This window comes from Bradyrhizobium sp. CCGUVB14 (assembly GCF_024199935.1).
Taxonomy (GTDB): domain Bacteria; phylum Pseudomonadota; class Alphaproteobacteria; order Rhizobiales; family Xanthobacteraceae; genus Bradyrhizobium.
In genome coordinates, this window is record NZ_JANADS010000001.1 from 952,756 (window position 1) to 973,982 (window position 21,227).

Annotated in this window: 17 protein-coding genes; 12 read left to right on the forward strand and 5 right to left on the reverse strand. The window is 65.0% G+C overall.

The features are described 5' to 3' along the window. Positions 1–32: 32 nt before the first annotated feature. Positions 33–485 (reverse strand): MarR family winged helix-turn-helix transcriptional regulator, encoded by a 453-nt coding sequence (locus NLM32_RS04540; protein ID WP_254135209.1) that lies wholly within the window; start codon positions 483–485, stop codon positions 33–35. Between the two features lie 388 nt (positions 486–873). Between NLM32_RS04540 and NLM32_RS04545 the strand changes: the two genes are divergently transcribed. From NLM32_RS04545 to NLM32_RS04555, 3 genes are read left to right on the forward strand one after another with little or no spacing between them, the layout of a single operon-like run. Continuing rightward, positions 874–3,207: a TonB-dependent siderophore receptor gene (locus NLM32_RS04545; protein WP_254128071.1), complete on the forward strand. Its 2,334-nt coding sequence runs from the start codon at positions 874–876 to the stop codon at positions 3,205–3,207. A gap of 8 nt (positions 3,208–3,215) precedes the next feature. Continuing rightward, positions 3,216–4,238: an extracellular solute-binding protein gene (locus NLM32_RS04550; protein WP_254128072.1), complete on the forward strand. Its 1,023-nt coding sequence runs from the start codon at positions 3,216–3,218 to the stop codon at positions 4,236–4,238. Next, positions 4,231–5,490, forward strand: coding sequence for a PepSY domain-containing protein (locus NLM32_RS04555; RefSeq protein ID WP_254128073.1), 1,260 nt, complete (start codon positions 4,231–4,233; stop codon positions 5,488–5,490). The genes NLM32_RS04550 and NLM32_RS04555 overlap by 8 nt, the downstream gene beginning before the upstream one ends. Here NLM32_RS04555 and NLM32_RS04560 read toward each other — a convergent pair. Continuing rightward, positions 5,371–6,234 (reverse strand): LysR family transcriptional regulator, encoded by an 864-nt coding sequence (locus NLM32_RS04560; protein ID WP_254128074.1) that lies wholly within the window; start codon positions 6,232–6,234, stop codon positions 5,371–5,373. The genes NLM32_RS04555 and NLM32_RS04560 overlap by 120 nt on opposite strands. Before the next feature lie 162 nt (positions 6,235–6,396). On the opposite strand from NLM32_RS04560, the gene NLM32_RS04565 reads away from it, so the two are divergent. From NLM32_RS04565 to NLM32_RS04590, 6 genes are all read left to right on the forward strand, one after another. Further along, on the forward strand, positions 6,397–7,308 hold the full coding sequence (locus tag NLM32_RS04565) for an alpha/beta fold hydrolase (protein ID WP_254128075.1): 912 nt from the start codon (positions 6,397–6,399) through the stop codon (positions 7,306–7,308). 80 nt (positions 7,309–7,388) lie between these two features. Continuing rightward, positions 7,389–8,621 carry a rhodanese-like domain-containing protein gene (locus tag NLM32_RS04570; RefSeq protein WP_254128076.1) on the forward strand — a complete coding sequence of 411 codons (1,233 nt, stop codon included), beginning with the start codon at positions 7,389–7,391 and terminating at the stop codon, positions 8,619–8,621. Between the two features lie 239 nt (positions 8,622–8,860). After that, positions 8,861–10,105 (forward strand): phosphoglycerate dehydrogenase, encoded by a 1,245-nt coding sequence (serA, locus tag NLM32_RS04575; protein WP_254128077.1) that lies wholly within the window; start codon positions 8,861–8,863, stop codon positions 10,103–10,105. Positions 10,106–10,220: 115 nt separating this feature from the next. Next, positions 10,221–11,240, forward strand: coding sequence for a patatin-like phospholipase family protein (locus tag NLM32_RS04580; RefSeq protein WP_254128078.1), 1,020 nt, complete (start codon positions 10,221–10,223; stop codon positions 11,238–11,240). Between the two features lie 3 nt (positions 11,241–11,243). Beyond that, complete coding sequence (locus NLM32_RS04585; RefSeq protein WP_254128079.1) at positions 11,244–12,698, forward strand: GntP family permease; 1,455 nt, start codon at positions 11,244–11,246, stop codon at positions 12,696–12,698. Between the two features lie 93 nt (positions 12,699–12,791). Then, a complete protein-coding gene (locus NLM32_RS04590) occupies positions 12,792–14,453 on the forward strand; it encodes a tannase/feruloyl esterase family alpha/beta hydrolase (RefSeq protein WP_254128080.1) in 1,662 nt (553 codons plus the stop codon). 28 nt (positions 14,454–14,481) lie between these two features. Here NLM32_RS04590 and NLM32_RS04595 read toward each other — a convergent pair whose 3' ends face one another. Genes NLM32_RS04595 through NLM32_RS04605 form a run of 3 tightly spaced genes read right to left on the reverse strand, consistent with a single transcriptional unit; the run spans position 14,482 to position 19,135 of the window. Continuing rightward, positions 14,482–16,272, reverse strand: a complete 1,791-nt coding sequence (locus NLM32_RS04595; RefSeq protein ID WP_254128081.1) for an ATP-dependent Clp protease adaptor ClpS — start codon at positions 16,270–16,272, stop codon at positions 14,482–14,484. Between the two features lie 42 nt (positions 16,273–16,314). Next, complete coding sequence (locus NLM32_RS04600) at positions 16,315–17,931, reverse strand: MDR family MFS transporter (protein ID WP_256568211.1); 1,617 nt, start codon at positions 17,929–17,931, stop codon at positions 16,315–16,317. Then, a complete protein-coding gene (locus NLM32_RS04605; protein ID WP_254128082.1) occupies positions 17,879–19,135 on the reverse strand; it encodes an HlyD family secretion protein in 1,257 nt (418 codons plus the stop codon). The genes NLM32_RS04600 and NLM32_RS04605 overlap by 53 nt, the downstream gene beginning before the upstream one ends. 141 nt (positions 19,136–19,276) lie before the next feature. Between NLM32_RS04605 and NLM32_RS04610 the strand changes: the two genes are divergently transcribed. The 3 genes from NLM32_RS04610 to NLM32_RS04620 are packed head-to-tail and all read left to right on the forward strand — an operon-like array spanning position 19,277 to position 21,179. Further along, positions 19,277–19,885 carry a TetR/AcrR family transcriptional regulator C-terminal domain-containing protein gene (locus NLM32_RS04610; protein ID WP_254128083.1) on the forward strand — a complete coding sequence of 203 codons (609 nt, stop codon included), beginning with the start codon at positions 19,277–19,279 and terminating at the stop codon, positions 19,883–19,885. A gap of 47 nt (positions 19,886–19,932) precedes the next feature. Next, positions 19,933–20,412, forward strand: a complete 480-nt coding sequence (locus NLM32_RS04615) for a MarR family winged helix-turn-helix transcriptional regulator (RefSeq protein WP_254128084.1) — start codon at positions 19,933–19,935, stop codon at positions 20,410–20,412. Continuing rightward, a complete protein-coding gene (locus tag NLM32_RS04620) occupies positions 20,409–21,179 on the forward strand; it encodes an enoyl-CoA hydratase (protein ID WP_254128085.1) in 771 nt (256 codons plus the stop codon). Before NLM32_RS04615 ends, NLM32_RS04620 begins: the two co-directional genes overlap by 4 nt. Positions 21,180–21,227: the final 48 nt, after the last annotated feature.

The window sequence follows — 21,227 nt, forward strand, 5'->3', positions numbered from 1 at the left end:
ATCTGTCCTTCCGGCAGCGCGGCGGGGCCGGGTCAGTCGTCGACGAGCCGCTTGAGCAAGGAGACGGCGGCGGCCAGCTCGTCCTGCTCCCGCGGTGAAAGCCGTGCCGAAATGGTGCGCGAGAGCCAATCTTGCCGGGCGGCGCGACCGACCCGGATCCAGTCGCGGCATGCTTTCGTCAGCGACAGAATGGTCTGGCGACCATCCTCCGGGTCGGGAGCGCCACTGACGAGGCCCGCGGCCAGCAGAGCGGCGACCGCGGTGCTCATCGATTGCGGGCGCATCTTTTCCGATCGCGCCAGGCTCGACACCGTGGCGGGTCCATCCTTTTCCAGGCGGAGCAGGATCGACACCTGGGACGGCGTCAAATCCTCCGGACCTGCCTGCTCGCGCAACCGGCGCTTGAGCTTTCCGACCAGCGAACGGAGGTCTTCTGCGAGCGCGCCGGCGCGCGCGGAGGGGCGTTGGTCGGACGAATTGATCATCACGGAAAGAGTGGCATATATGAAGATAATCTGTAAAGATTGCCTGTACAGATAATCTGTACAAAAAGACGTGAGCGAACATGCGGCCACGGTGATGTCGTTGGGGCTCGCTTGCATGAGCGCCGAGGTCGCGCGGCAACCGTGCGACACGGCGTCGCGTCGACGGCGCGCCGCCAGCATCGACGATGAGCAGATGCGCTCATTTCGTGCGCGTTCCGATCGTGACGTGCCGGTTCCTGCCCACGTAAGCATCACGCATCGTTGATTGCGCGATCGTTCCCGCTCTTAGAACGATTCAACACTAGAGCGATTCAAGTCACAGCCAGGTTCTCTTCATTCGCAGCGGCTGATAGATGCGCGAACTTCAATGCTGTGACTTGGAAGTGAATTGAAAGTGCGTGCTCCTGTGGATGGCCGTCGTGTGAGCGGTCGTCGAATTCGCGCCGGCAAGAGCCGCGCAAGCCTTCTCATCGGAGCGGCCGTGCTGCTCGCGGAATATCCCTTCGACACCGTCAAGGCGCAAACGGCGCTGCCGCCGGTGAATGTGGATGCGCCGACGCAGCGGCCGAAGCAGGCACGGGCTTCGGAGCAGTCGCAACGACGCGCTCAGGCGGCCGCACGCCGTAGCCCGACCGCCGGTCCGACCGCGGCGCCGACACCGTCCGAACGTGCGGCGACTGAGGCCGCCGCACAGCAAGCCGCAAGGCTCGGCTATCGCGCGATGCCGAGCGCGAGCACGCTGCGCTCGGGCGCATCGCCGCTCGACACCTCGCAATCCGTCAACGTCGTGCCCGCGCAGGTCATCAAGGACCAGCTGCCGCGCAATATCGACGATGCGCTGGTCAACATCAGCGGCATCACCCAGACCAACACGCTCGCCGGTACCCAGGACGCCGTGATCCGCCGCGGCTTCGGCGACAATCGCGACGGCTCGATCATGCGCAACGGCATGCCGCTGGTACAGGGCCGCAGCCTGAACGCCGCAGTCGACAGCGTCGAAGTGTTGAAGGGGCCGGCCTCGCTACTCTACGGCATCATGGATCCCGGCGGCATCGTCAATACGATCAGCAAGCGCCCGGAGCTCTATCAGCACGGCTCGGTCACGCTGCTTGGCTCGACCTACGCCAATAATCGCAACGGCGCCGACGGCACGCTCGACGTCACCGGTCCAATCGGCGACGGCGGTCTGGCCTACCGCTTCATCGGCTATGGCGTCAGCGAGGATTACTGGCGCAATTTCGGCCGCCATCGGGAAATGCTGGTGAACCCGTCGCTCGCCTGGTACGGCGAGACCACGACGGTCCAGCTCACCTACGAGCACCGCGAATTCATCTATCCGTTCGACCGCGGCACCGCCTTCGTCGACGGCGCGCCGCTGGCGATCCCAAAGGAGCGCCGGCTTGATGAACCCTTCAACAACATGTGGGGAACGTCGGACCTGGTGCAGGGCTCGGTCGAACAGAAGCTCGACGACAATTGGAAGGTCACGGCAGCGTACAGCTACAACACCGAGACTTACAGCGCCAACCAGCTCCGCATTACTAACGTCAACGCCAAAACTGGCGTCGAGACTCGCAGCAACGACGGCACCCAGAACTCGCTCAGCAATGCCAGCTACGGCACCTCCTATATGCAAGGTGACGTCTGGGTCGGCGGCTTCCGCAACGAGATCCTGTTCGGCGGCGAGGCGATGTATCGCACGATCGATCGCCGCGACCTGATCCGCCAGGCGACGCCGAGCTTCAATTTCTACAACCCGGTCTACGGCCTGGTCACGCCTGGCACGACCGTCTCGGCAACCGACAGCGAACAGACCGACAAGCTCGGTACCCGCGGCTTCTTCGCCCAGGACACCTTCCATTTGACCAACTGGCTGTCGGTGGTCGGCGGCGTGCGCTGGATGGAGTATGAGCAGCTCGCCGGAAAAGGCCGGCCAGTCTTCATCACCAACACCAATCTTGCGGGCGACAAGGTGCTGCCGCTTGGCGGCGTCATCGTCAAGCTGAGCGAGGAGCTCTCGTATTACGTGAGCTATACGCAGTCGCTGAAGCCAACCTCGACGATCGCGCTTTTCTCCGGAGCCCCCACCGGCTTCGTCGTCGACTCCACCATTGCGCCCGAAGAGGGAACCCAGTGGGAGACCGGCGTCAAATTCGACGTCAATAAGCGGTTGTCCGGCACTTTGGCGATCTACGACATCGAGAAGAAGAACGTGCTGGTCCGCGACGATCTTGGCAACAATGTCATCGCAATTCGGACGTCCGCGAAGGCGCGGTCGCGCGGCGTCGAACTGGATGTGACGGGCAAGCTGACCGACGATTGGAGCATGATTGGGAGCTATGGCTATACCGACGCGCGCCTGGAGGGCGATCCCGTCAACGGCAACGCAAAACTGCTGAACGCCGCGATGAACACGGCGTCGCTTTATCTGGTCTACGATTTCGGCGAGCGGTTGCCCGGACGTCTGCGACTCGGCGGCGGCGCACACTATGTCGGCGACCGGCCGGGCGACTCGCTCAACTCGTTCTTCCTGCCGGCCTACACCGTTGCCGACGTCTTCGCGACCTACGATACCAAAATCGACAAGGTGCCCGTCACTTATCAGTTCAACGTCAAGAACCTGTTCGACAAGGTCTACTATACGTCCACCACCGGCAGCGCCTTGGCCGTTGCGATGGGCGATGGCCGGCGCATTTCGCTGTCTGCCACGGTGAAGTTCTAACGATGGGAATGCGGCGCAAAGTCATCGCGGTCCTGATCGCGCTTACGTCTGTCTACCTTGCGGCCACACGTGCGAGTCGCGCCGAAGAGATCACGCTCTATTCGACCAGGGAGGCTGCCCTGGTTGCGCCCGTTGTCGCGGCCTTCACGGAAGCGAGCGGCATCACGGTGAAAATCGTCTTCGTCGAGGACAGTCTCGTCAAGCGGCTGGCATCGGAAGGTGATGCATCGCCCGCCGACGTCCTGCTGACGATCGGACTGGACAAGACCACCCAGCTTGCCTCGGGTGGTTGGACACAAGCTTTCGCGTCGCCACGTCTTGAACAGGCCGTTCCGGCCAATCTTCGCGGGGACAGCTCGCAATGGATCGCGCTTGCGATCCGCCCGCGCGTCGTGATGGCGCGCAGCGACAGCCTCATCACGGCGATCGACTATGAAGACCTCGCGGATTCGCAATGGCGCGGCAAGCTCTGCATGCGCTCACCGCTGCATCAGAACAATGTCGCGCTTGTTGCCGCCTATCTCGCTCATCATGGTGAAGCGGCGACCGAGGCCTGGCTCGCCGGCCTGAAGGCCAATCTCGTCCACAAGCCCGATGGCAAGGACAACGACGTGATCCGCGAGATCGCGCAAGGAACGTGCGAGATCGGTATCGGCAACACCGTGGCATTGGCGCAATTGCGTGACGGACGGGAAGGGGCCGATTGGCGCGCCTGGGCGATGGCGGTCAGGGTGGTTCCGGCCGCTTTCAAGGGTGGCGGCACGCATGTGAATCTCACCGGTGCAGCCATCGCGAAACATGCGCCGCACGTCGCCGGCGCGCAGAAATTCCTGGAATTCCTGGCCACGCCGCCGGCGCAGCGAATGTTTGCGGCCGCCGAGCTTGAATATCCGGTGCTGGCCAACGCGGAGCGCGCGCCGATCGTTGCCGAAATGGGCACGTTCACGGCCGATGCGCTGTCGATCGACGAGATCGGCCGGACTCAGCAAGCCGCCATCGCGCTCATCAGGAAGGCGGGCTTCGATGGGTAGGCTTGGCTCCACAATCAAGGCGTCGCTGCTTCAGGTCCATTCCATTGCCGGCCTCGTGCTCGCGCTGCTGTTGTCCCTGATCGCGCTGACCGGCGTGATCATGAGCTTCGAGGACGAGATCGTCGACCATCTGAATGCCGGCATCATGCAGGTTGCGCCACGGACAACGCCGGCGCTGCTGCCTGACGCGCTGTTGGCGCGGTTGAAGGCGGTGTCGGATACCGGCAAGGTTACGGGGATCATGCTGTCGAGCGATCCGTCGGCGGCCGTGCATGTTCGCTTCGCGCGTGACGAGCAGGGCGCGCGGCCGTCCTCGCTCTATGTCGACCCCTATGACGGCAGCGTGCTTGGCGTTCCGCGCGGCGAGGAGTTCTTCGCAACGGTGCGCAGGCTGCATCGCTGGTTGCTCATTCCCGGCGACGCCAAGGGCTGGGGGCGCCAGGTCACCGGTGTTGCTGCGCTCGGCCTGATCGTGATGCTGATCTCGGGTCTCGTGCTGCGCTGGCCGCGCCGGGCAAGCAGCGTGAAGATGTGGCTGAAGCCGAATCTTGGGCTCAGTGGCCGCGGCCTGCATCGCTCGTTGCACGCCGTCATCGGCACCTGGGTCCTGCCGGTCTATCTCGTGATGACCTTGACCGGGCTCTGGTACTCGTTCGATTGGTACAAGGACGGCGTGGTCTGGCTACTGTCGCGTCCGCATGTGGCGGCAGCGAAGATGCAGCCGAAGCAATCGCGTCCAGCCGGCCGTTCCGAACCGGCGGAGCCGGTCGGATTCGATCGCGCATGGTCGACCCTCCAGCATGAGGAGAGCGGCGGTTTCGCCAGGGCTCAGCTGACGCTGCAGGCTGGCCCGGGCGCGGTGATGCGGATCCGGTCGTGGCCGAAGGACTCGACGCTCGAGTCCATGCGCGATGAATTCCGCATCGATGCCGTCACCGGCCAGGTCGTTTCGGCGGAGCGCTATGCCGACAAGACGCTTGGCGAGAAGGCGATTGCGGGCGTGCTCGATATTCACCGCGGCGCCGCGCTGGGCTGGCCCGGCAAGCTTGCGTTCATGATCGCCGCGGCGCTGATGCCGCTGTTCGCGATCACCGGCGTGCTCCTGTACCTGTCGCGCCGCAAATTGCGGCCGTCACGCCAGCGCGCAGTGCTCGGCGATAATGCCGCCGATCGCGCGGGCGAACGGCAGGTTGCAACCCTGGGCGACGCCAAGGGTGAGCTCGACGGCGTTGAGCTGCGGCAGGTCCGCTAGATCGCCCGCGTGCCGCAGCGATTTGCGCTCGCCGAGCCTGATCGGCAGCGCCGCATAGCCAAGGCCTGCCTTGACGGCGCCGACCAGCGCGGAGAGGCTGCGTGCTTCGCAGGCGATGGTCCATTCGCGTTCGACCAGACGCAGGCTGCGCAGTGCTTCACCGCGATAGGCGCAGCCGTCGGCAAAAGCCACCAGCGGAACGGCATCACCGGGTCGGCTCGATGCGGCGGCCTTACCGAACCATGCCATCGGCTCGAACGCGATCGCCGCGTCAGCTTCATTCGAGGGCGCACGCTTGTAGAAGGCGAGATCGAGCCGGCCGTGACCGACGTCCGCCGCAAGCCGTGCCGACAAATCGGTGCGCACCGTGAGCTGCGCCTTGGGGAAGCGTGAACGGATTTCGCCGAATGCCGCGGCGAAATCGCGCTCGAGAAAATCGGCGGGCATGCCGAGCCTGATTCGCTCATCTGACGCCGGCCGGCGCATCGCCGCGACCGCGTGCTCATTGAGCGCGATCATCTCCCGCGCATGTGCGATCAGCTCCGCGCCCTTTTCCGTCGGGCCGAGCACCCGGCCGCGTGCCCGCTCCAGCAGGGGATGGCCGACCAAAGCTTCGAGCCGGGCGACCTGAAGGCTGATCGCGGATTGCGACCGCCCCAATTGCTCCGCCGCGCGCGAAAAGCTGTTCAACTCGACGATGGCGAGCAGCGCGCGCAGCGTATCGATATCGAGGGTCGTCGGCATGGCGAGGCTCCGGACAGTGCCGCCGAATACAGCTGCGGCGAGGCGGGCAGTCAGAATGAGATTTATCAATCAAGCCATTGCAGAAATCAATTTCTCCCGTGCGAAGGCTGCGCGCTATCAGGCATGCAGCGCCAGCCGCAACAGAAGGCGCGGGAGAAACACATGCAACGCCGCAATGTTCTGAGAGGTCTGGGTCTGACCGCCACTGCCGTCATGGCCACCACGCCAGCTCTCGCGCAGGGCGTGGGCAACGCTGCGAGCGCGCCACCATCGCCCGCGCCGACCTCCTGGAAGTCTCCGCAACTGGCGACCGGCAACCGGCTCGGCCACTGCCGCGTCGGCAACGGCCCGACGATCTGCGTGGTGCTGCACGAATGGCTTGGCGATCACGTCAACTGGGAGCCGGTGCTGCCCTATCTCGATCCCGCGCTCTACACGATCGTGTTCATGGATCTGCGCGGGTACGGCTGGTCGCGCGCTATGAGCGGCAGCTATACGCTGGATGAAGCCACAGCCGACGTGCTGCGCACCGCCGACGAGCTCGCCATCGGCCGATTCCATCTCGTCGGCCATTCGATGTCCGGCCTGGTGGCGCAGAAGATCGCGCTTGGGGCTGGAAGCCGGCTTCAGAGCGTGACGCTGTTCTCACCGGTGCCGCCCACCGGCTTCCGCGCCGACGAGGCCGCGATGAAGGCGCTCAATGCCGTCATCGACGAGGACGAGGCGGCCGGGCGAGCGATCACGGCGCGCACGTCAAGCCGCTACGGCGCTGGCTGGCTGCGCCGCAAGCTCGCCATCGCGCGCGAGGCCTCGACGGTCGAGGCCAAGCGCGGCTATCTCACCATGTTCACGTCCTCAGCCATCACCGGCGAGACCCACGGGCTGGCTGCGCCCCTGCATGTCGTGACCGGTGCGCTGGACATTCCGTTCTATCGCGGCGAGCCGCTGCGGAATGCCTTTGCGCTGGCCTATCCCCGCGTGACGTTCGAGATCATCGACGACGCCGGCCATTACTCCATGCTGGAAACCCCGGTGCGGGTCGCCAGTATCATCGAGAAGCAGCTGGCCGGATGAGGCCGCCATGCGGCGGAGTGACTAGCCAAGTCCGCCGCAATCGTTCAAAAGCCCATGGCCTGTCCACCAGGGTTCACGCCATGAAGCTTTCGACCGTCACACCCGCCGATATCCGCCGCGCGCTGCTGTTGCGCGAGGAGATCGCGCTGCTCGATCTCAGGTACGAGGCCGCCTTCGCCACCGGCCATCCGCTGTTCGCGGCCAACATGGCCGTGGACCGGATCGCAGTCGAGGCTGCGGTGAGGCTGCCGCGCAAGGATGCGCCGATCGTGCTCTTCGATGATGGCGAGGGGCTCGTCGCATCCGGCGCCGAACGCCTTGCTGCACTTGGCTACAGCAATGTCCGTGCGCTCGATGGCGGGCTGAAAGCCTGGCGCGCGGCTGGCTATGAGGTATTCGAGGACGTCAATTCCTACTCAAAGGCCTTTGGCGAGCTGGTCGAGTCGCGCCGCCACACGCCGTCGTTCAGCGCCGACGAGGTGGCAAAGCTGATCGCCGAGAAGGCCAACATCGCCATCCTCGATGTTCGTCGCTTCGACGAATATGCGACCATGAACATTCCTGGCTCGGTCAGCGTGCCCGGTGCGGAACTGGTGCTGCGGGCCGGCCAGGCGGCGCCGGATCCCGACACCACCATCATCGTCAATTGCGCCGGGCGCACCCGCTCGATCATCGGCACCCAGTCGCTGATCAACGCCGGCGTGCCCAACAAGGTGCATGCGCTGCGCAACGGCACGATCGGCTGGACGCTGGCGCGGCACACGCTGGCTCATGGTGCTGACCGGCGCGGCGCGATCGGGTCGTTCGAGGGCGGCCCGGCCAATGCCCGCGACGTGGCCTATCGCGCCGGCGTCCGCCATATCGGCGCGAACGAGATGTCGGCGATGGTCGCCGAGACCAGTCGCACGCTCTATCGCTTCGACGTACGCGATGTGGAGGAATATGCGGCCGGCCACCTCCCGGGCTTCCGGCACTATCCGGGCGGCCAGCTCGTGCAGGAGACCGACATGGCCGCGCCGGTGCGCGGCGCACGCATCGTCCTGACCGACGACAAGGGCGTGCGCGCCGACATGACGGCATCCTGGCTCGCTCAGATGGGCTGGGAGGTCTATGTGCTCGAGGGCGGCTATGCCGGCACTCTCGAGGTCAGCCCGCCGCTGGTGCTGCCCAAGCCCGACCCGGCGCATCGCTACCGCCGCCCCTATGAGGGAACCGACATCGCCGAGCGCGCGATGCAGGCCTATCTCGACTGGGAGTACGGCCTCGTCGATCAGCTGCGCCGGGACGGCACGCACGGGTTCTATGTGATCTGAAGCGGTCGGGTTGATCCACCGAAGTTGCGGGCAAAAACACGTCGCATCGACGATACCGCCATCCGCGGCCAGCAAGTCGCGAAGCGGCTGGGCGCATAAGGCGGATGTTCCGGCGGTTCGGTATGCTTTTAGTGCGTCACCTGGACGGAGCGAAGCGAAATCCCATATCCAAACCCTATTGTGCTGTGCGTCGCCGGCGGTCTATGTGCTGCGGCAAAGCCGCCATTCATGGAGATATTATGCCAGCCCCAGGCCAAAGCCCTGAGCGGAGCGCGAAGGCGCTGCTGCTTGAAGGTGTCAACGACAGCGCCGTTGATCTGTTCAAGAGCGCGGGTTTCACCAATGTCGAGCGTCTGACCAAGGCGCTGGACGGTGAGGCGCTGCGGCAGGCGCTCAAGGGCGTGTCGCTGCTCGGCATCCGCTCCCGTACCCAGATCACCGACGAGGTGCTGGAAGCCGCCGACGGGCTGCTCGCGGTCGGCTGCTTCAGCGTCGGCACCAATCAGGTCGATCTCCTGGCGGCGCGCAAGCGAGGCATTCCCGTGTTCAACGCGCCGTTCTCCAACACGCGCAGCGTCGCCGAGCTCGTGATCGGCGAGATCGTGATGCTGCTGCGGCAGATCTTTCCGCGCTCGGTGTCGGCCCATGACGGCGGCTGGGACAAATCCGCGGCCGGCAGCCGCGAGGTGCGCGGCCGTACGCTCGGCATCATCGGCTACGGCAATATCGGCTCGCAGCTCTCGACGCTTGCGGAAGCCATGGGCATGCGGGTGATCTACTACGATCGCACCGACAAGCTCCGCCATGGCAATACCGAGCCGGTCGAGAAGCTCGAAGAGCTGCTCGCACAGAGCGACGTGGTCAGCCTGCACGTGCCGGAGACGCCCGAGACATCAGGCATGATCGGCGAGAAGGAGCTGCGGGCGATGAAATCAGGCTCGTTCCTGATCAACAACAGCCGCGGCACCGTGGTCGATCTTGATGCGCTCGCCGGTGCTTTGCGTGACGGACACATTGCCGGTGCCGCTATCGACGTGTTTCCGGTCGAGCCGTCCTCGAATTCGGAGCGTTTCAAGAGCCCGGTACAAGGCCTCGGCAACGTGATCCTCACGCCGCATGTTGGCGGTTCGACCGAAGAGGCGCAGGAGCGCATCGGCGGCGAAGTGGCGCGCAAGCTGGTCGACTATTTCATCACGGGATCGACCATGGGCGCGGTGAACTTCCCGGAGGTGCAGCTGCATTTGCGTCCCTCCGGCGTGCGCTTCAGCCACGTCCATCGCAACGTGCCGGGCATGCTGCGCCGCCTGAACGAGGTGTTCCTCCAGCGCGACATCAACATCGCCGCACAATATCTGGAGACCGCGGGCGATCTCGGCTATGTCGTGCTGGACGCCGATCTCGGCGGCGAGGATTCAGGCGCGCTGCTGGCGCAGATCCGGGCGCTCGAAGGCACAATCGGCGCGCGGCTGGTGTTCGAGCACTAGCCCGACGTCACGTTCCGGTTGCATTCCGCGGCGTAAGCTCATTACACTGTCCGTATCATCTTCGGCGTGCTGCAAATCACGTCGAATTTGAGCTTCAGTCGCGTGAGTATCCGCCATGGAACGAGACGCCGTACTGATCGATCTCGCGCTTCAGGGTGGCGGTTCGCACGGGGCCTTCTCCTGGGGGGTGCTCGAGCGCCTGCTGGAGGAGAAGTGGCTCACCATCGCCGCAATCTCCGGAACCTCCGCGGGTGCGATGAATGCGGCGGTGCTGGCGGATGGCTGGACGGCCGGCGGCGCCGAGGGCGCGCGTGACGCTCTGGAGCAATATTGGCGTCGCGTCTCGAAGGCCGCGGCCTTCAGCCCGCTGCAGCGCTCGCCACTCGATCGGCTGATGGGGCGCTGGACGCTCGATACCTCGCCCTTCTACATCCTGACCGACCTGATGTCGCGGGTGCTGTCGCCCTACGATCTCAACCCGACCGGCTACAATCCGCTGCGCGCGGTGCTGGCCGAGAGCGTCGATTTCGAGCGGCTCGCGCGCTCGCCGATCCAGCTCTTCATCACCGCGACGCGCGTGCGTACCGGCCGCGGCCGGATCTTCCGCAACGCCGAGATCACGGCGGATGTGCTGCTGGCATCGGCCTGCCTGCCGACGATGTTTCGCGCGATCGAGATCGACGGCGAGCCCTATTGGGACGGCGGCTATGCCGGCAACCCGACCATCACGCCGCTGGTCCGCGAGAGCGACGCGCACGACACCATCCTCGTCCAGATCAATCCGACCGAGCGGATGGATGAGCCGCGAACCGCCGCAGAGATCCTCAACCGCCTCAACGAGATTTCCTTCAACTCACCGCTGATGAAGGAGCTGCGGATGATCGCGCTGCTGCGACAGGCGGCTGATCCCGGCAGCGGCGAGGGCGCGCGCTGGGCGAAGATGCGGACACACCGGATCAAGAGCGACATGCTGGCGAAGTTCGGCGCATCGTCAAAGCTCAATGCGGAATGGGAGTTCGTCTCGATGCTGCGTGCCGAGGGACGCGTCGCCGCGGAGGCGTTCCTCGCCAAACACGGCATGGATATCGGCCGGCAATCGACTGCCGATCTCGATGTCCTCCTGGCGGAGTGCTGAGGCATGGGGCTTCTTGGCCTCTTCGTCGGGCTCGGGCTGCTCGTCCTGTTTGCCTTTCGCGGCTGGAGCGTGCTGCTGCTCGCGCCGGTCGCTGCGCTCGTTGCCGCGCGGTTTGGCGGCGAGCCGCTGCTGGCGAACCTGACCCAGGTATTCATGGTGAACGCGGCGGGATTTCTGGCGCAGTTCTTCCCGATCTTCCTGCTCGGGGCCGTCTTTGGCAAACTGATGGACGATAGCGGCGCGGTCACGTCGGTCGCCGCCTTCATGGCCAAGCGTCTCGGCGAGCGCCGCGTGATTCTCGCGGTCGTGCTGGCAGGCGCACTCGTCACCTATGGCGGCGTCAGCCTGTTCGTTGCCTTCTTCGTTATCGCCCCGATGGCGCGGTCGCTGTTCCGCGCAGCTGGCATTCCGCGCCGGTTGATTCCCGCCGCGATCGTGCTGGGGACGTCGACCTTCACGATGTCGGCCCTGCCGGGCACGCCGTCGATCCAGAATGCGATCCCGATGCCGTTCTTCGGTACGACGCCCTTTGCGGCGCCGGGCCTGGGTATCGTCGCCTCTCTCATCATGCTCGGCACGGGATTGTGGTGGCTGCATCGCGCCGAGGCCAAGGCCCGGCGTGCCGGGGAGGGCTATGGCGATGACGTCGAGGATGCGACAGAGCGCGCGGCATCCGACGAACTCGTGCGTGAACGCGCAACGACGGCGCGCGAGTTCGATCCGGCGGAGTTGCAGCATGGCCGTCGTAGCGATCAGCCGTCACCGGTTCTGAGTGCCGTCCTGCCATTGGTCGTCGTCGTGGCGGTCAATCTCCTGATGTCGCTGGTGGTGTTGCCGCGGCTCGACGTCGCCTATCTGGCCGAGGAGCGCTTCGGCAACACGTCGCTGGCCGCCGTCGCGGGCGTGTGGTCGGTCGCGGTCGCCTTGACCGCGGCGATCGTCACGACCATCGCGTTGAACTGGGCACGGCTGCCGGAATTGCGGCAGACCATGGATGCCGGCGCCAATGCGTCGGTGCTGCCGGCGTTTAGCGTCGCGAGCCTGGTCGGATTTGGCGCGGTCGTCGCCGCGCTGCCGGCGTTCGCGCTGGTTCGCGAATGGGTGCTCGCGATCGAAGGCGGTCCGCTGGTCTCGCTCGCGGTCGCGACCAACATCCTGGCGGCGCTGACCGGCTCGGCGTCGGGCGGCCTGACCATTGCGCTGGACGCACTCGGCCAGACCTATGTCGAGCTCGCCGCGCGCACGGGCATCGATCTTGCGCTGATGCATCGTGTCGCGGTGATCGGCTCGGGAACGCTGGACATTCTGCCGCATAACGGCGCGGTGGTCAGCCTGCTCGCCATCTGCGGCCTGACCCATCGTGACAGCTATCTGGACATCGTGATGGTCGGCATAGTGACGTCGCTGCTGGCGCTGGTGGCCGTGATCGCCTTGGGCAGCGTGTTGGGATCGTTCTGATCTGGACACAAAAGTCAATGAATTGACGCGCCCGTGAAGGTCGCTTTCAATGCGTCCCTCTGTCGGAACGAACAAAAGCAAGGGTAGGAAACGATGGCGCGAATGGATGCGAGACTGTGTGCATTGCTCGCAGGCGCGGTAGTCACGTTCGGCGCGACCGCCGCATTGGCGGCGACGTTGCCGGAGGATGCGGATACCGTCTGCAAAGGTCTCGCCGGCGGCACTGACGCCGTCAAGATCGACACCGCAACGTTGCAGGCCGCGTCTCAGCTCGCTGTCGCCGAGCGCGGGCCGACGCCGGCGGGACGCGTCACGCCGGCCAATCCCGCCTTCTGCAAGGTGCTCGGTCATATCGAGTCCGTGGATCCCAAGGCGCCGCCGGTCAAATTCCAGGTCAATCTGCCGGTCGAATGGAACGGGCGCTCGGTGCAATATGGCGGCGGCGGTTTCAACGGCGTGCTGATCACCGGCCTCGCTTTGCCGCCGGCCTATCCCTTCGACAAGCCGTCGCCACTCGCGCGCGGCTTCGTCACCTACGGCACCGATTCCGGTCATGAGTCCAAGCCCGGCGAGCCGCCGCAGTTGTTCGCGTTGAATGACGAAGCGTTCGAGAATTTTGCCCACCGCGCCTACAAGAAGGTGCGTGACGCCGCGGTCGCGCTGATGCAGCAGGCTTACGGCAAGAAGCCCGAAAAAATGTACTTCATGGGCTCGTCCGAAGGCGGCCGCGAAGCGCTCACGATGGCGCAGCGTTATCCCGACGATTTCGACGGGATCTTCGCGCGCGTGCCCGTCATCAACTGGGTCGGCCTGCAGCATGCGGGCACCCGCTCCGGTCTCGTCACCATGGGAGCGGGCTGGATCAATCCAGCGCAGGTCAATCTCGTGGGCGATGCCGTGCGCGCGGCCTGCGACAGGGCGGACGGATCCGACGATGCGCTGGTGCAGGATCCTGTCGGCTGCAAGGCGGCGTTCAAGGTCGAGACATTGCGTTGCGCCGACGGCAAGAGCGGCGATCAGTGCCTCACCGACGCCCAGATCAAGGCGATCGACACGCTGCATGCCACCTACAAATTCCCGTTCCCGCTCGCTAATGGTCTCGACGACTATCCGGGCTGGGGCGTGTCGGGTGAGGATACGCCGGCGATCGGGCCGACCGGCGGCTGGATGGCGTGGTGGCTCGGCGCCGCGCCGCCGGCGCAGCCGCCAGCGCCCAACAACGGTATCGCCTGGATCTACGGTGCCGGCGGCATTCAATACGTGTTCGCGCGTGATCCCAAGCTCGACGTCACCACCTACAAGGTGGAGGACCACAAGGCGCGGCTGCTCGAGGTCTCGAGCCTGATGGATTCGACCGATCCCGATCTCAGCCGCTTCCGCGCCCGCGGCGGCCGGCTGATCATGCTCGAGCACATGGCGGACTACGCGCAGAGCCCCTATGCCGGCATCCGCTATTTCGAGAGCGTCGAGCGCAAGCTCGGCAAGGCCGAGACCGCCGAGTTCGCGCGGCTCTACACCGCCCCCGGCGTCGACCATGTCGGCTCCGGCGCGCCGGCCAATGTCGACATGCTGAGCGCGCTGGTCGACTGGGTCGAGAAGGGCACGGCGCCGGGCGATTTGGAGGTCGCCGAGCAGAAGGTCGAGGCACCGTCATTCGCAGTGACGCGCGCGATGCCGCTGTGCCGCTGGCCGGGTTGGCCGCACTACAAATCCGGTCCTGTGACGGAGGCCGCCAGCTTCAGCTGCGCACCGTAGCCGCAATGCGAACATGGCGGCGGTGGATTTACCCCGCCGCCATGGCCTGCGCGCCGCCGAGCAATTGCGCATTGAGCCGGCCGCCGGAGAACAGCATGTCGTCGAGCGCTTCGTCGATATCGGCTGACGTTACCGAGTTGCCGCCGTCGCGCGCGATGCTCGCTTGTGCCAGCCGTCGCATCAACTCCTTGATGAACGCGCAACTCGTGCCTTCGCTGCGTCTTGCCGCTTCCGCGACGACGGCGTCGTCGAGTGGCAGTCCCTTGCCGTAGAGCCGGACCAGCTTGGCGCGGCCGGTCCCGTCAGGGAGCGGCACTTCGATCGCTTGATCGATGCGGCCGGGGCGACCCGCGAGAGCGCTCTCAAGCTGCTGAGGCCGATTGGTGGTCAGCACGAACAGGATGTCAGCATCCTGCTTCAAGCCGTCCATCTCGTTGAGCAGCCGGTTGAGTAGCGGTTCCTCGCAGCCGCTCATGTTCTCGCGTTGACGTGCGATCAGATCGACGTCTTCGATCACCACCATGGCGGGCTGCAAGAGGCGGGCGAGATTCATATAGGCGCCGAGCAAGCCGATTTGCTCTGCCGTGATGATCAGCGTCGTATGCCCGGGTAGATGGGTCGCGAGATAGCGGATCGTGTGAGTCTTGCCCGTACCGGGTGGGCCGTAGAGCAAGATGCCTTTCCTGGTCGATTGCCCGAGGCGGCGCAGCATGTCCCGTGTGCCCACGAAGTTCAGGACGTTGCGCTCAAGTAGCCGCAATGTCTGTTCAGGCAAGATCACCTCATCGCGACCGACCGACGGAAGCCGGTGCACCGTGATCCCGCGCGAACGCCCGCGATAATCGGAATCGGCATCGAGAGAGAGAATCTTGCCGCGGTAGGTGCGCGCGGCCTGAACGGCGTCCTCCAGTGCGGTGAAGCACTGCTGGACAAGTGTCGAGCCCGCAGCCCCGGCCGGCGCCATGATTTCGATCCGCACGCCAGTCTCGCGGCCATATTCCCGATGAATGGCCAGAAGCACTGCATAGCGAAGGCCTGAGGTCGCGCAAAGCCAAAGACCATTGCCGAGGCATTTAGCCGGTGTCGGTTCGCCGATATCAACGTCGTTGTACTGAAGCGGTGCGATTGCGGCCGCGAAATTGTCGTTCTGCATCAATCGCGACATGGATAGCGTTTCGTAACCGCGGTCCTCGGCGATACCTAACAGGCGGACCGGTGACGCTAACAATCTGTCGAGAGCGGCCTGGACGTCTGCCCGCATGTGGCCGGGAAACTGGTGTACCGTCGTCACCAACTCTCTCAGCGGCACGTCAGCGAAGTGCCAATTCAAGACTCCAAACGTGTAATTGAACTCCTCCGAGGGCAGATCCTGCGACGCGCTTGCTGCAGCGAGCATGCAATCGGCGCAGAGCCACGCTGTGCGATTGACTAATTGCGCTTCCGATTGCGCTTTAGGCTGGCCGCAAAGCTCGCAGCAAGGCTTCACCGTTTCGCTTGTGATATCGAGCTGGTGGCCGGCGGACGCGACGCGCCGCCGTGCGGATTCCAGCAGGGCGCCAGCGACGGATGACGGATAGGGACCACAGGCTGCCGCGCCATGCCTCTCGATGTCGGCAAAAACGGAGTCGGCTTCACTCTCTGACTTGCCGAAGACGCGACGCAACAGATCAACGATGAATGCACGCGGAGTATCTTCGTCGCCGTGCAGGACAAGCTGGGCCGGCAGGTCGGCGACCTGAGTATCGCTCATGGAATATCCCTTTACGCAACCTATAGTCGATATGAACAAATAGGGAACATAAAAAGGCGCGGCCGTCAAGCGTGACGGCCGCGACAATTCGGTGGTTCGTTCTCTGAGGCGTTAGTGCGCGCCGCCGCCACCGGCGGCCTTCACCCGGCGCGTCAGCAGCACCGCGATCGCGGCGAGCACCAGCACCACGCCGATCACCGCAAAGGTGTCGGAGAAGCCCATCACCAGCGCCTGGCGCTTCACCGTCTTGCCGAGCGCGATGATGGCCTGCTCGCGCGCGGCGTTGGGGTCAGGCACGCCATGGGCGATGAAGTAGTCTGTCATCTGCGCGATGCGGCTGCGGACTTCCTCGCGGCCGAGCGTCACGGAGTGGCCGATGATGTTGGAATGAAACTGCTCGCGCTTGGTGACGATGGTCGCCAGCACCGCGGTGCCGATGGCGCCGCCGAGGTTGCGCATCATGTTGGAGATGCCGGAGGCGGCGGGCGCATCCTGCGGCGCGACGCTGCCGAGGCTGAGCGCGGACAGCGGCGCCAAAGTGAGGGCCTGACCCACGGCGCGGACGACGTTGGGGATGAAGAACTGATCGCCGGAGTAATCGAGCGACATCATGATGTTCATGAACGAGCTCGCGGCGAACAGCAGCAGGCCGACCGTCGCGATATAGCGGGTGTCGAACCGCTGCATCAGCTTCGGCACCAGCGGGATCAGCAGCAGCTGCGGCAGGCCGGTCCAGGCCAGCACGTTGCCGATCTGCTCGGCATTGTAGCCCTGTACCTGCCCGAGATAGGCCGGCAGCAGGTAGACCGAGCCGAACAGGGCAAAACCGAGGAACACCGCGGCGATCGTGCCGACGCCGAAATTCCACTGCGTCAGCAGGCGCAGGCGCAGCAGCGGCTTCTCGACCACGAGCTCATTATAGATGAACAGCGACAGGCTGACCGCGGCGATGATCGCAAGCCGCACGATGAAGGGCGAGCCGAACCAGTCGTCTTTGTTGCCTTCCTCGAGCACGGCCTGGAGGGAGGCGAGGCCAACCGCCATGGTCGCGATGCCGAACCAGTCGCCCTCACGCAGCAGGGCGAGATTCATCGGCTGGCGCTCCAGGGTCGCGAACAGGATCGCCACCATGACCGCGGTGGGCAGCACGTTGACGAAGAAGATGGTCTGCCAGCCGTAGTTCTCGGTGAGATAGCCGCCGATGGTCGGGCCGATCGCGGGCGCGAAGGTCACGGCGAGCGAGAACATGGCAAGGCCGATCGGCTGCTGGCCCTTCGGCAGCTTGGTGAAGACCAGCGTGAAGGCCATGGGAATCAGCACGCCACCGAAGAAGCCCTGAAAGCCGCGCATCGCGATCATCGATGGCAGATCGTGGGTGAAGGCGCAGGCCACCGAGAACGCTGCAAACAGCGTCGCGAAGCTCAGCATGATGTTCCGGAACGAGAACACCCGCGACAGATAGTCGGTCAGCGGGATCACGATGATCTCGCCGATCAGATACGACGTCGAGATCCAGGATCCGTTGTCGACGCCGGTGCCGATGCCGCCCTCGATGTTGAGCAGCGAGGCGTTGGTGATCTGGATGTTCAGGATCGCCATGAAGGCGCCGATCATCGCCGCGAAGACGGCGATCCAGACCGTGGCGCTCGCGCGGTTGGGATCGGCTGCGACGCGCTCAGGCGTCGCGGTCGATGTTGCGGGCGTCGAGATTGAGAGGCTGTTTGACATGGCACGACCCTCCGGAAACAAGCTTCGCTCTGGATGTTGCTTTAGGCGTCGTTGTCGCTTGCGCGGTCGGCGCTGAACGGGTTGCGATCGTCGGGATCACGGACATGCCGGGCCGCAGCTCGATCGCAGGCTGCGTTTCGGCATCCAGCGCGATCTTCACGGGGATGCGCTGCACGATCTTAGTGAAATTGCCGGTGGCGTTGTCGGGCGGCAGCAGGGCGAACTCCTGGCCACTGGCCGGCGCAATGGAGTCGACGTGGCCGTGCACCACCTGGCCCGGGAACGTGTCGACCTCGATCTCGACCTCTTGTCCGGCGCGGACATGGGTGAGCTGGGTCTCCTTGAAATTGGCCACGACATAGGCGCCTTCGGCGGGCACGATCGACATCAGCTGCGTGCCGGCCTGCACGAACTGGCCGACGCGGAGTGTGCGGTTGCCGATGACGCCGTCGATCGGCGAGACGATGGTGGTGTAGCCGAGATTGAGCTCGGCCTGATGCTGAAGCGCGGCGGCACGAGCGGCGGCTGCGTTGGCTTGCGCGATCTCGGCCTTCAGGAGCTCGACCTGCTTGAGGGCGGAGGCGAGATTGGCGGTGTCGCGCTGGATCGCGGCGTCGGCGCCGGCATTGCGCGACTGCGCTTGCTGCGCGTTCTGCACGCTGCCATAGCCCGTGGCGGCGAGATCGGTGTAGCGCTTGTTCTCCTGCTGCGCGAAGGTCTTTGCGGCAGTGTCGACATCGATGGTCGCCCTGGCTGCGGCGATCACCGCATCCTGCACATCGAGCTGCGCCTGCTTGCTCGTGATTGTCGCATTCGCGGCGGCGACATCGGCCTTGGCCTGGTCGAGCGCGACGCGGAAGTCGCGGTCGTCGATCCGGGCCAGCACCTGGCCTGCCTTCACATGCTCGTTATCGCCGACCAGAACGCGGTCGAGATAGCCGCTGACCTTCGGCGCGATGGTGGTGTTGTCGGCCTTCACATAGGCGTCATCGGTGGAGACCAGGAACCGGCCGACGGTCCAGTAATCGTAGCCGTACCAGCTGGCACCGGCCAGCGCCGCAGCTGCGACACCGACCAGCAACAGCTTGCGAAGGTTCAGCTTTTGGCGTCGCGCCGGTTGCGGCTGGGCGGGCAGGACGCCCTCCAGCCCGGGGGGCGGGACCACGGTGGCTTCTGTCTTTGACGGGTTGGTGTGGACGGTCATGGCCGCCTCCCTGAATTAGGAAACTTGACGATTTCCAAAATAGGACTAGCTTTGGGATAGTCAATGGAATGACAGGCATCATCTAAAAACATGGCTCAGGTAAAACCGTCATCAGAGAGCCGCCCGCGCGGACGGCCGCCGGTGCGCAGCGACGACGAGACGAAGCGGATCGTCATCGAAGCCGCGCGGCATGCCTTTGCCGTCGATGGCTACGCTGCCACCAGTACCGAAGAGCTGGCGCGCGGCGCCGGCATCTCCACCAAGACGCTCTATCGGCTGTTTCCGGGCAAGGCGGCGCTGTTCGAAGCGATGTGCGCGGATCGGCTCGAGCGGCTGCTCTCCGACGTCAATCTCCAGGCCAACAATCAGGCCGACATCGAAACGAGTCTGGCTGCCGTTCTCGTCGCCTGCGCCGATCTCGCGCTCGATCCGGAGGTCGTGGCGCTGCAGCGCATGGTGTTGCAGCAATCGGCCACGTTCCCCGACCTTGCCGCGAATTTCTACAGGGACGGCATCGCCCGCACCGCGGCAGCGCTCGCGGGCTGGCTGCGCGACCAAGTCAGGAAGAAGCGGATCGCGCTCGACAACGTCGATGAAGCCGCCGGCATGATGATTGGGATGATGGTGTCGGCGCCGCAGCGCGCCGCGATCTATGCGAGCCTGACATTGCCCTCGCGCAAGGAGATCGAGAAGCGAGCGCGGATATGCGCGGCGATCCTGCTTGACGGCTGTCGCGGGGCGTCGAGCTAGCGGCCGCAGGCTTTGACATCTCGCCGGACCTATATTATATACTTCGCATGCGAAATAAATCGCCCGAGGCGAGGCACCATCGGCTGATCTATCTGCTCAGCGTCGCGCAGCGGCGGTTGCAGCGCTGGATGGCGGCACAGCCTTTGCGCGAAGTGACGCCGGCGCAGGCGGGACTGCTGTTCATTCTCGGCAAACAGGATGGTGCCCTCATCGGCGAGGTCGGTGCCGCGCTCGATCTCGGCCCGGCCGGCATTTCGGGCCTGGTCGATCGCAGCGCGGCGGCGGGATTGGTTGAACGACGCGCCGATCGTGCGGACGGCCGCGCCTGGCGGGTATGGCTGACGCCGAAGGGCCGCTCCGTGCTGGCGCAGGCCAAGACCGAGGCGGCTGCCGTCAACGCAGCGCTGACGGAAGGATTTACCAGCGCGGAGATCGACATCGTCGCGCGCTGGCTGACCAGCATTCAGGACAAGTTTCCAAGAGAGCCTTCACAAGAGATCCAGAGGACTAAGAGGAGACATTCATGACCGAGCATGTGCGAGTTGAAAATAACGCCGGAATTCTCACGCTCACGCTGGCGCGTCCCGACAAGAAGAACGCGCTGACGGATGCGATGTATCGCGTGCTCGCCGACACCATCGAATCCGCCGAATCCGACCCATCCGTGCGCGTGATCCTATTCCGCGGTGAGGGCGACATGTTCACCGCCGGCAATGATGTTGGCGAGTTTGCGGCCGTCGCGTCGGGCAAGTCCGAAGGCAGCCGCAATGTCGGCCGCTTCATCCAGTCGCTGGCGCGCTGCACCCGCCCGCTGGTCGCAGCGGTGCAAGGCCGCGCCGTCGGCGTCGGCACCACGATGCTCCTGCATTGCGATCTCGTCGTGCTCGCCGACAACACCCAATTGTCGACGCCTTTCGTCAGTCTCGCGCTGGTACCGGAAGCCGCATCGAGCCTGCTGATGCCGGCACGCATCGGTTATGCCCGTGCCTATGAGATGTTTGCGCTCGGCGAGACCGTGCCGGCCAAGGCCGCGCTGGAATGGGGTTTGGCCAACCGCGTGGTGCCGCTCGACAAGCTCGATGCCGAGGCGCTTGCGCTCGCTCAGCGTCTTGCCAGGCAGCCTGCCGGCGCGCTCACGGCAACCAAGAAGCTGATGCGCAACGGCGAGGCGCTGGTGGCGCAGATGCTGGCGGAGGGCGAGCAGTTCGCGCAGCGCCTGCGCACGGCGGAGGCGCGCGAGGCGTTCACGGCTTTCGCGGAGCGGCGTCCGCCTGACTTCACGAAGGTTTCGTGACGTCGGAGCCTGATTAAAGGTTTGGCAAACCGGGGAATTCCCGGCATT

Coding starts and splice junctions, on each gene's coding strand:
- NLM32_RS04540 (WP_254135209.1), bottom strand. CDS start 485: ATGATCAATTCGTCCGACCAACGCCCCTCCGCGCGCGCCGGCGCGCTC.
- NLM32_RS04550 (WP_254128072.1), top strand. CDS start 3,216: ATGCGGCGCAAAGTCATCGCGGTCCTGATCGCGCTTACGTCTGTCTAC.
- NLM32_RS04555 (WP_254128073.1), top strand. CDS start 4,231: ATGGGTAGGCTTGGCTCCACAATCAAGGCGTCGCTGCTTCAGGTCCAT.
- NLM32_RS04560 (WP_254128074.1), bottom strand. CDS start 6,234: ATGCCGACGACCCTCGATATCGATACGCTGCGCGCGCTGCTCGCCATC.
- NLM32_RS04565 (WP_254128075.1), top strand. CDS start 6,397: ATGCAACGCCGCAATGTTCTGAGAGGTCTGGGTCTGACCGCCACTGCC.
- NLM32_RS04570 (WP_254128076.1), top strand. CDS start 7,389: ATGAAGCTTTCGACCGTCACACCCGCCGATATCCGCCGCGCGCTGCTG.
- serA (WP_254128077.1), top strand. CDS start 8,861: ATGCCAGCCCCAGGCCAAAGCCCTGAGCGGAGCGCGAAGGCGCTGCTG.
- NLM32_RS04580 (WP_254128078.1), top strand. CDS start 10,221: ATGGAACGAGACGCCGTACTGATCGATCTCGCGCTTCAGGGTGGCGGT.
- NLM32_RS04585 (WP_254128079.1), top strand. CDS start 11,244: ATGGGGCTTCTTGGCCTCTTCGTCGGGCTCGGGCTGCTCGTCCTGTTT.
- NLM32_RS04590 (WP_254128080.1), top strand. CDS start 12,792: ATGGCGCGAATGGATGCGAGACTGTGTGCATTGCTCGCAGGCGCGGTA.
- NLM32_RS04600 (WP_256568211.1), bottom strand. CDS start 17,931: ATGTCAAACAGCCTCTCAATCTCGACGCCCGCAACATCGACCGCGACG.
- NLM32_RS04605 (WP_254128082.1), bottom strand. CDS start 19,135: ATGACCGTCCACACCAACCCGTCAAAGACAGAAGCCACCGTGGTCCCG.
- NLM32_RS04615 (WP_254128084.1), top strand. CDS start 19,933: ATGCGAAATAAATCGCCCGAGGCGAGGCACCATCGGCTGATCTATCTG.
- NLM32_RS04620 (WP_254128085.1), top strand. CDS start 20,409: ATGACCGAGCATGTGCGAGTTGAAAATAACGCCGGAATTCTCACGCTC.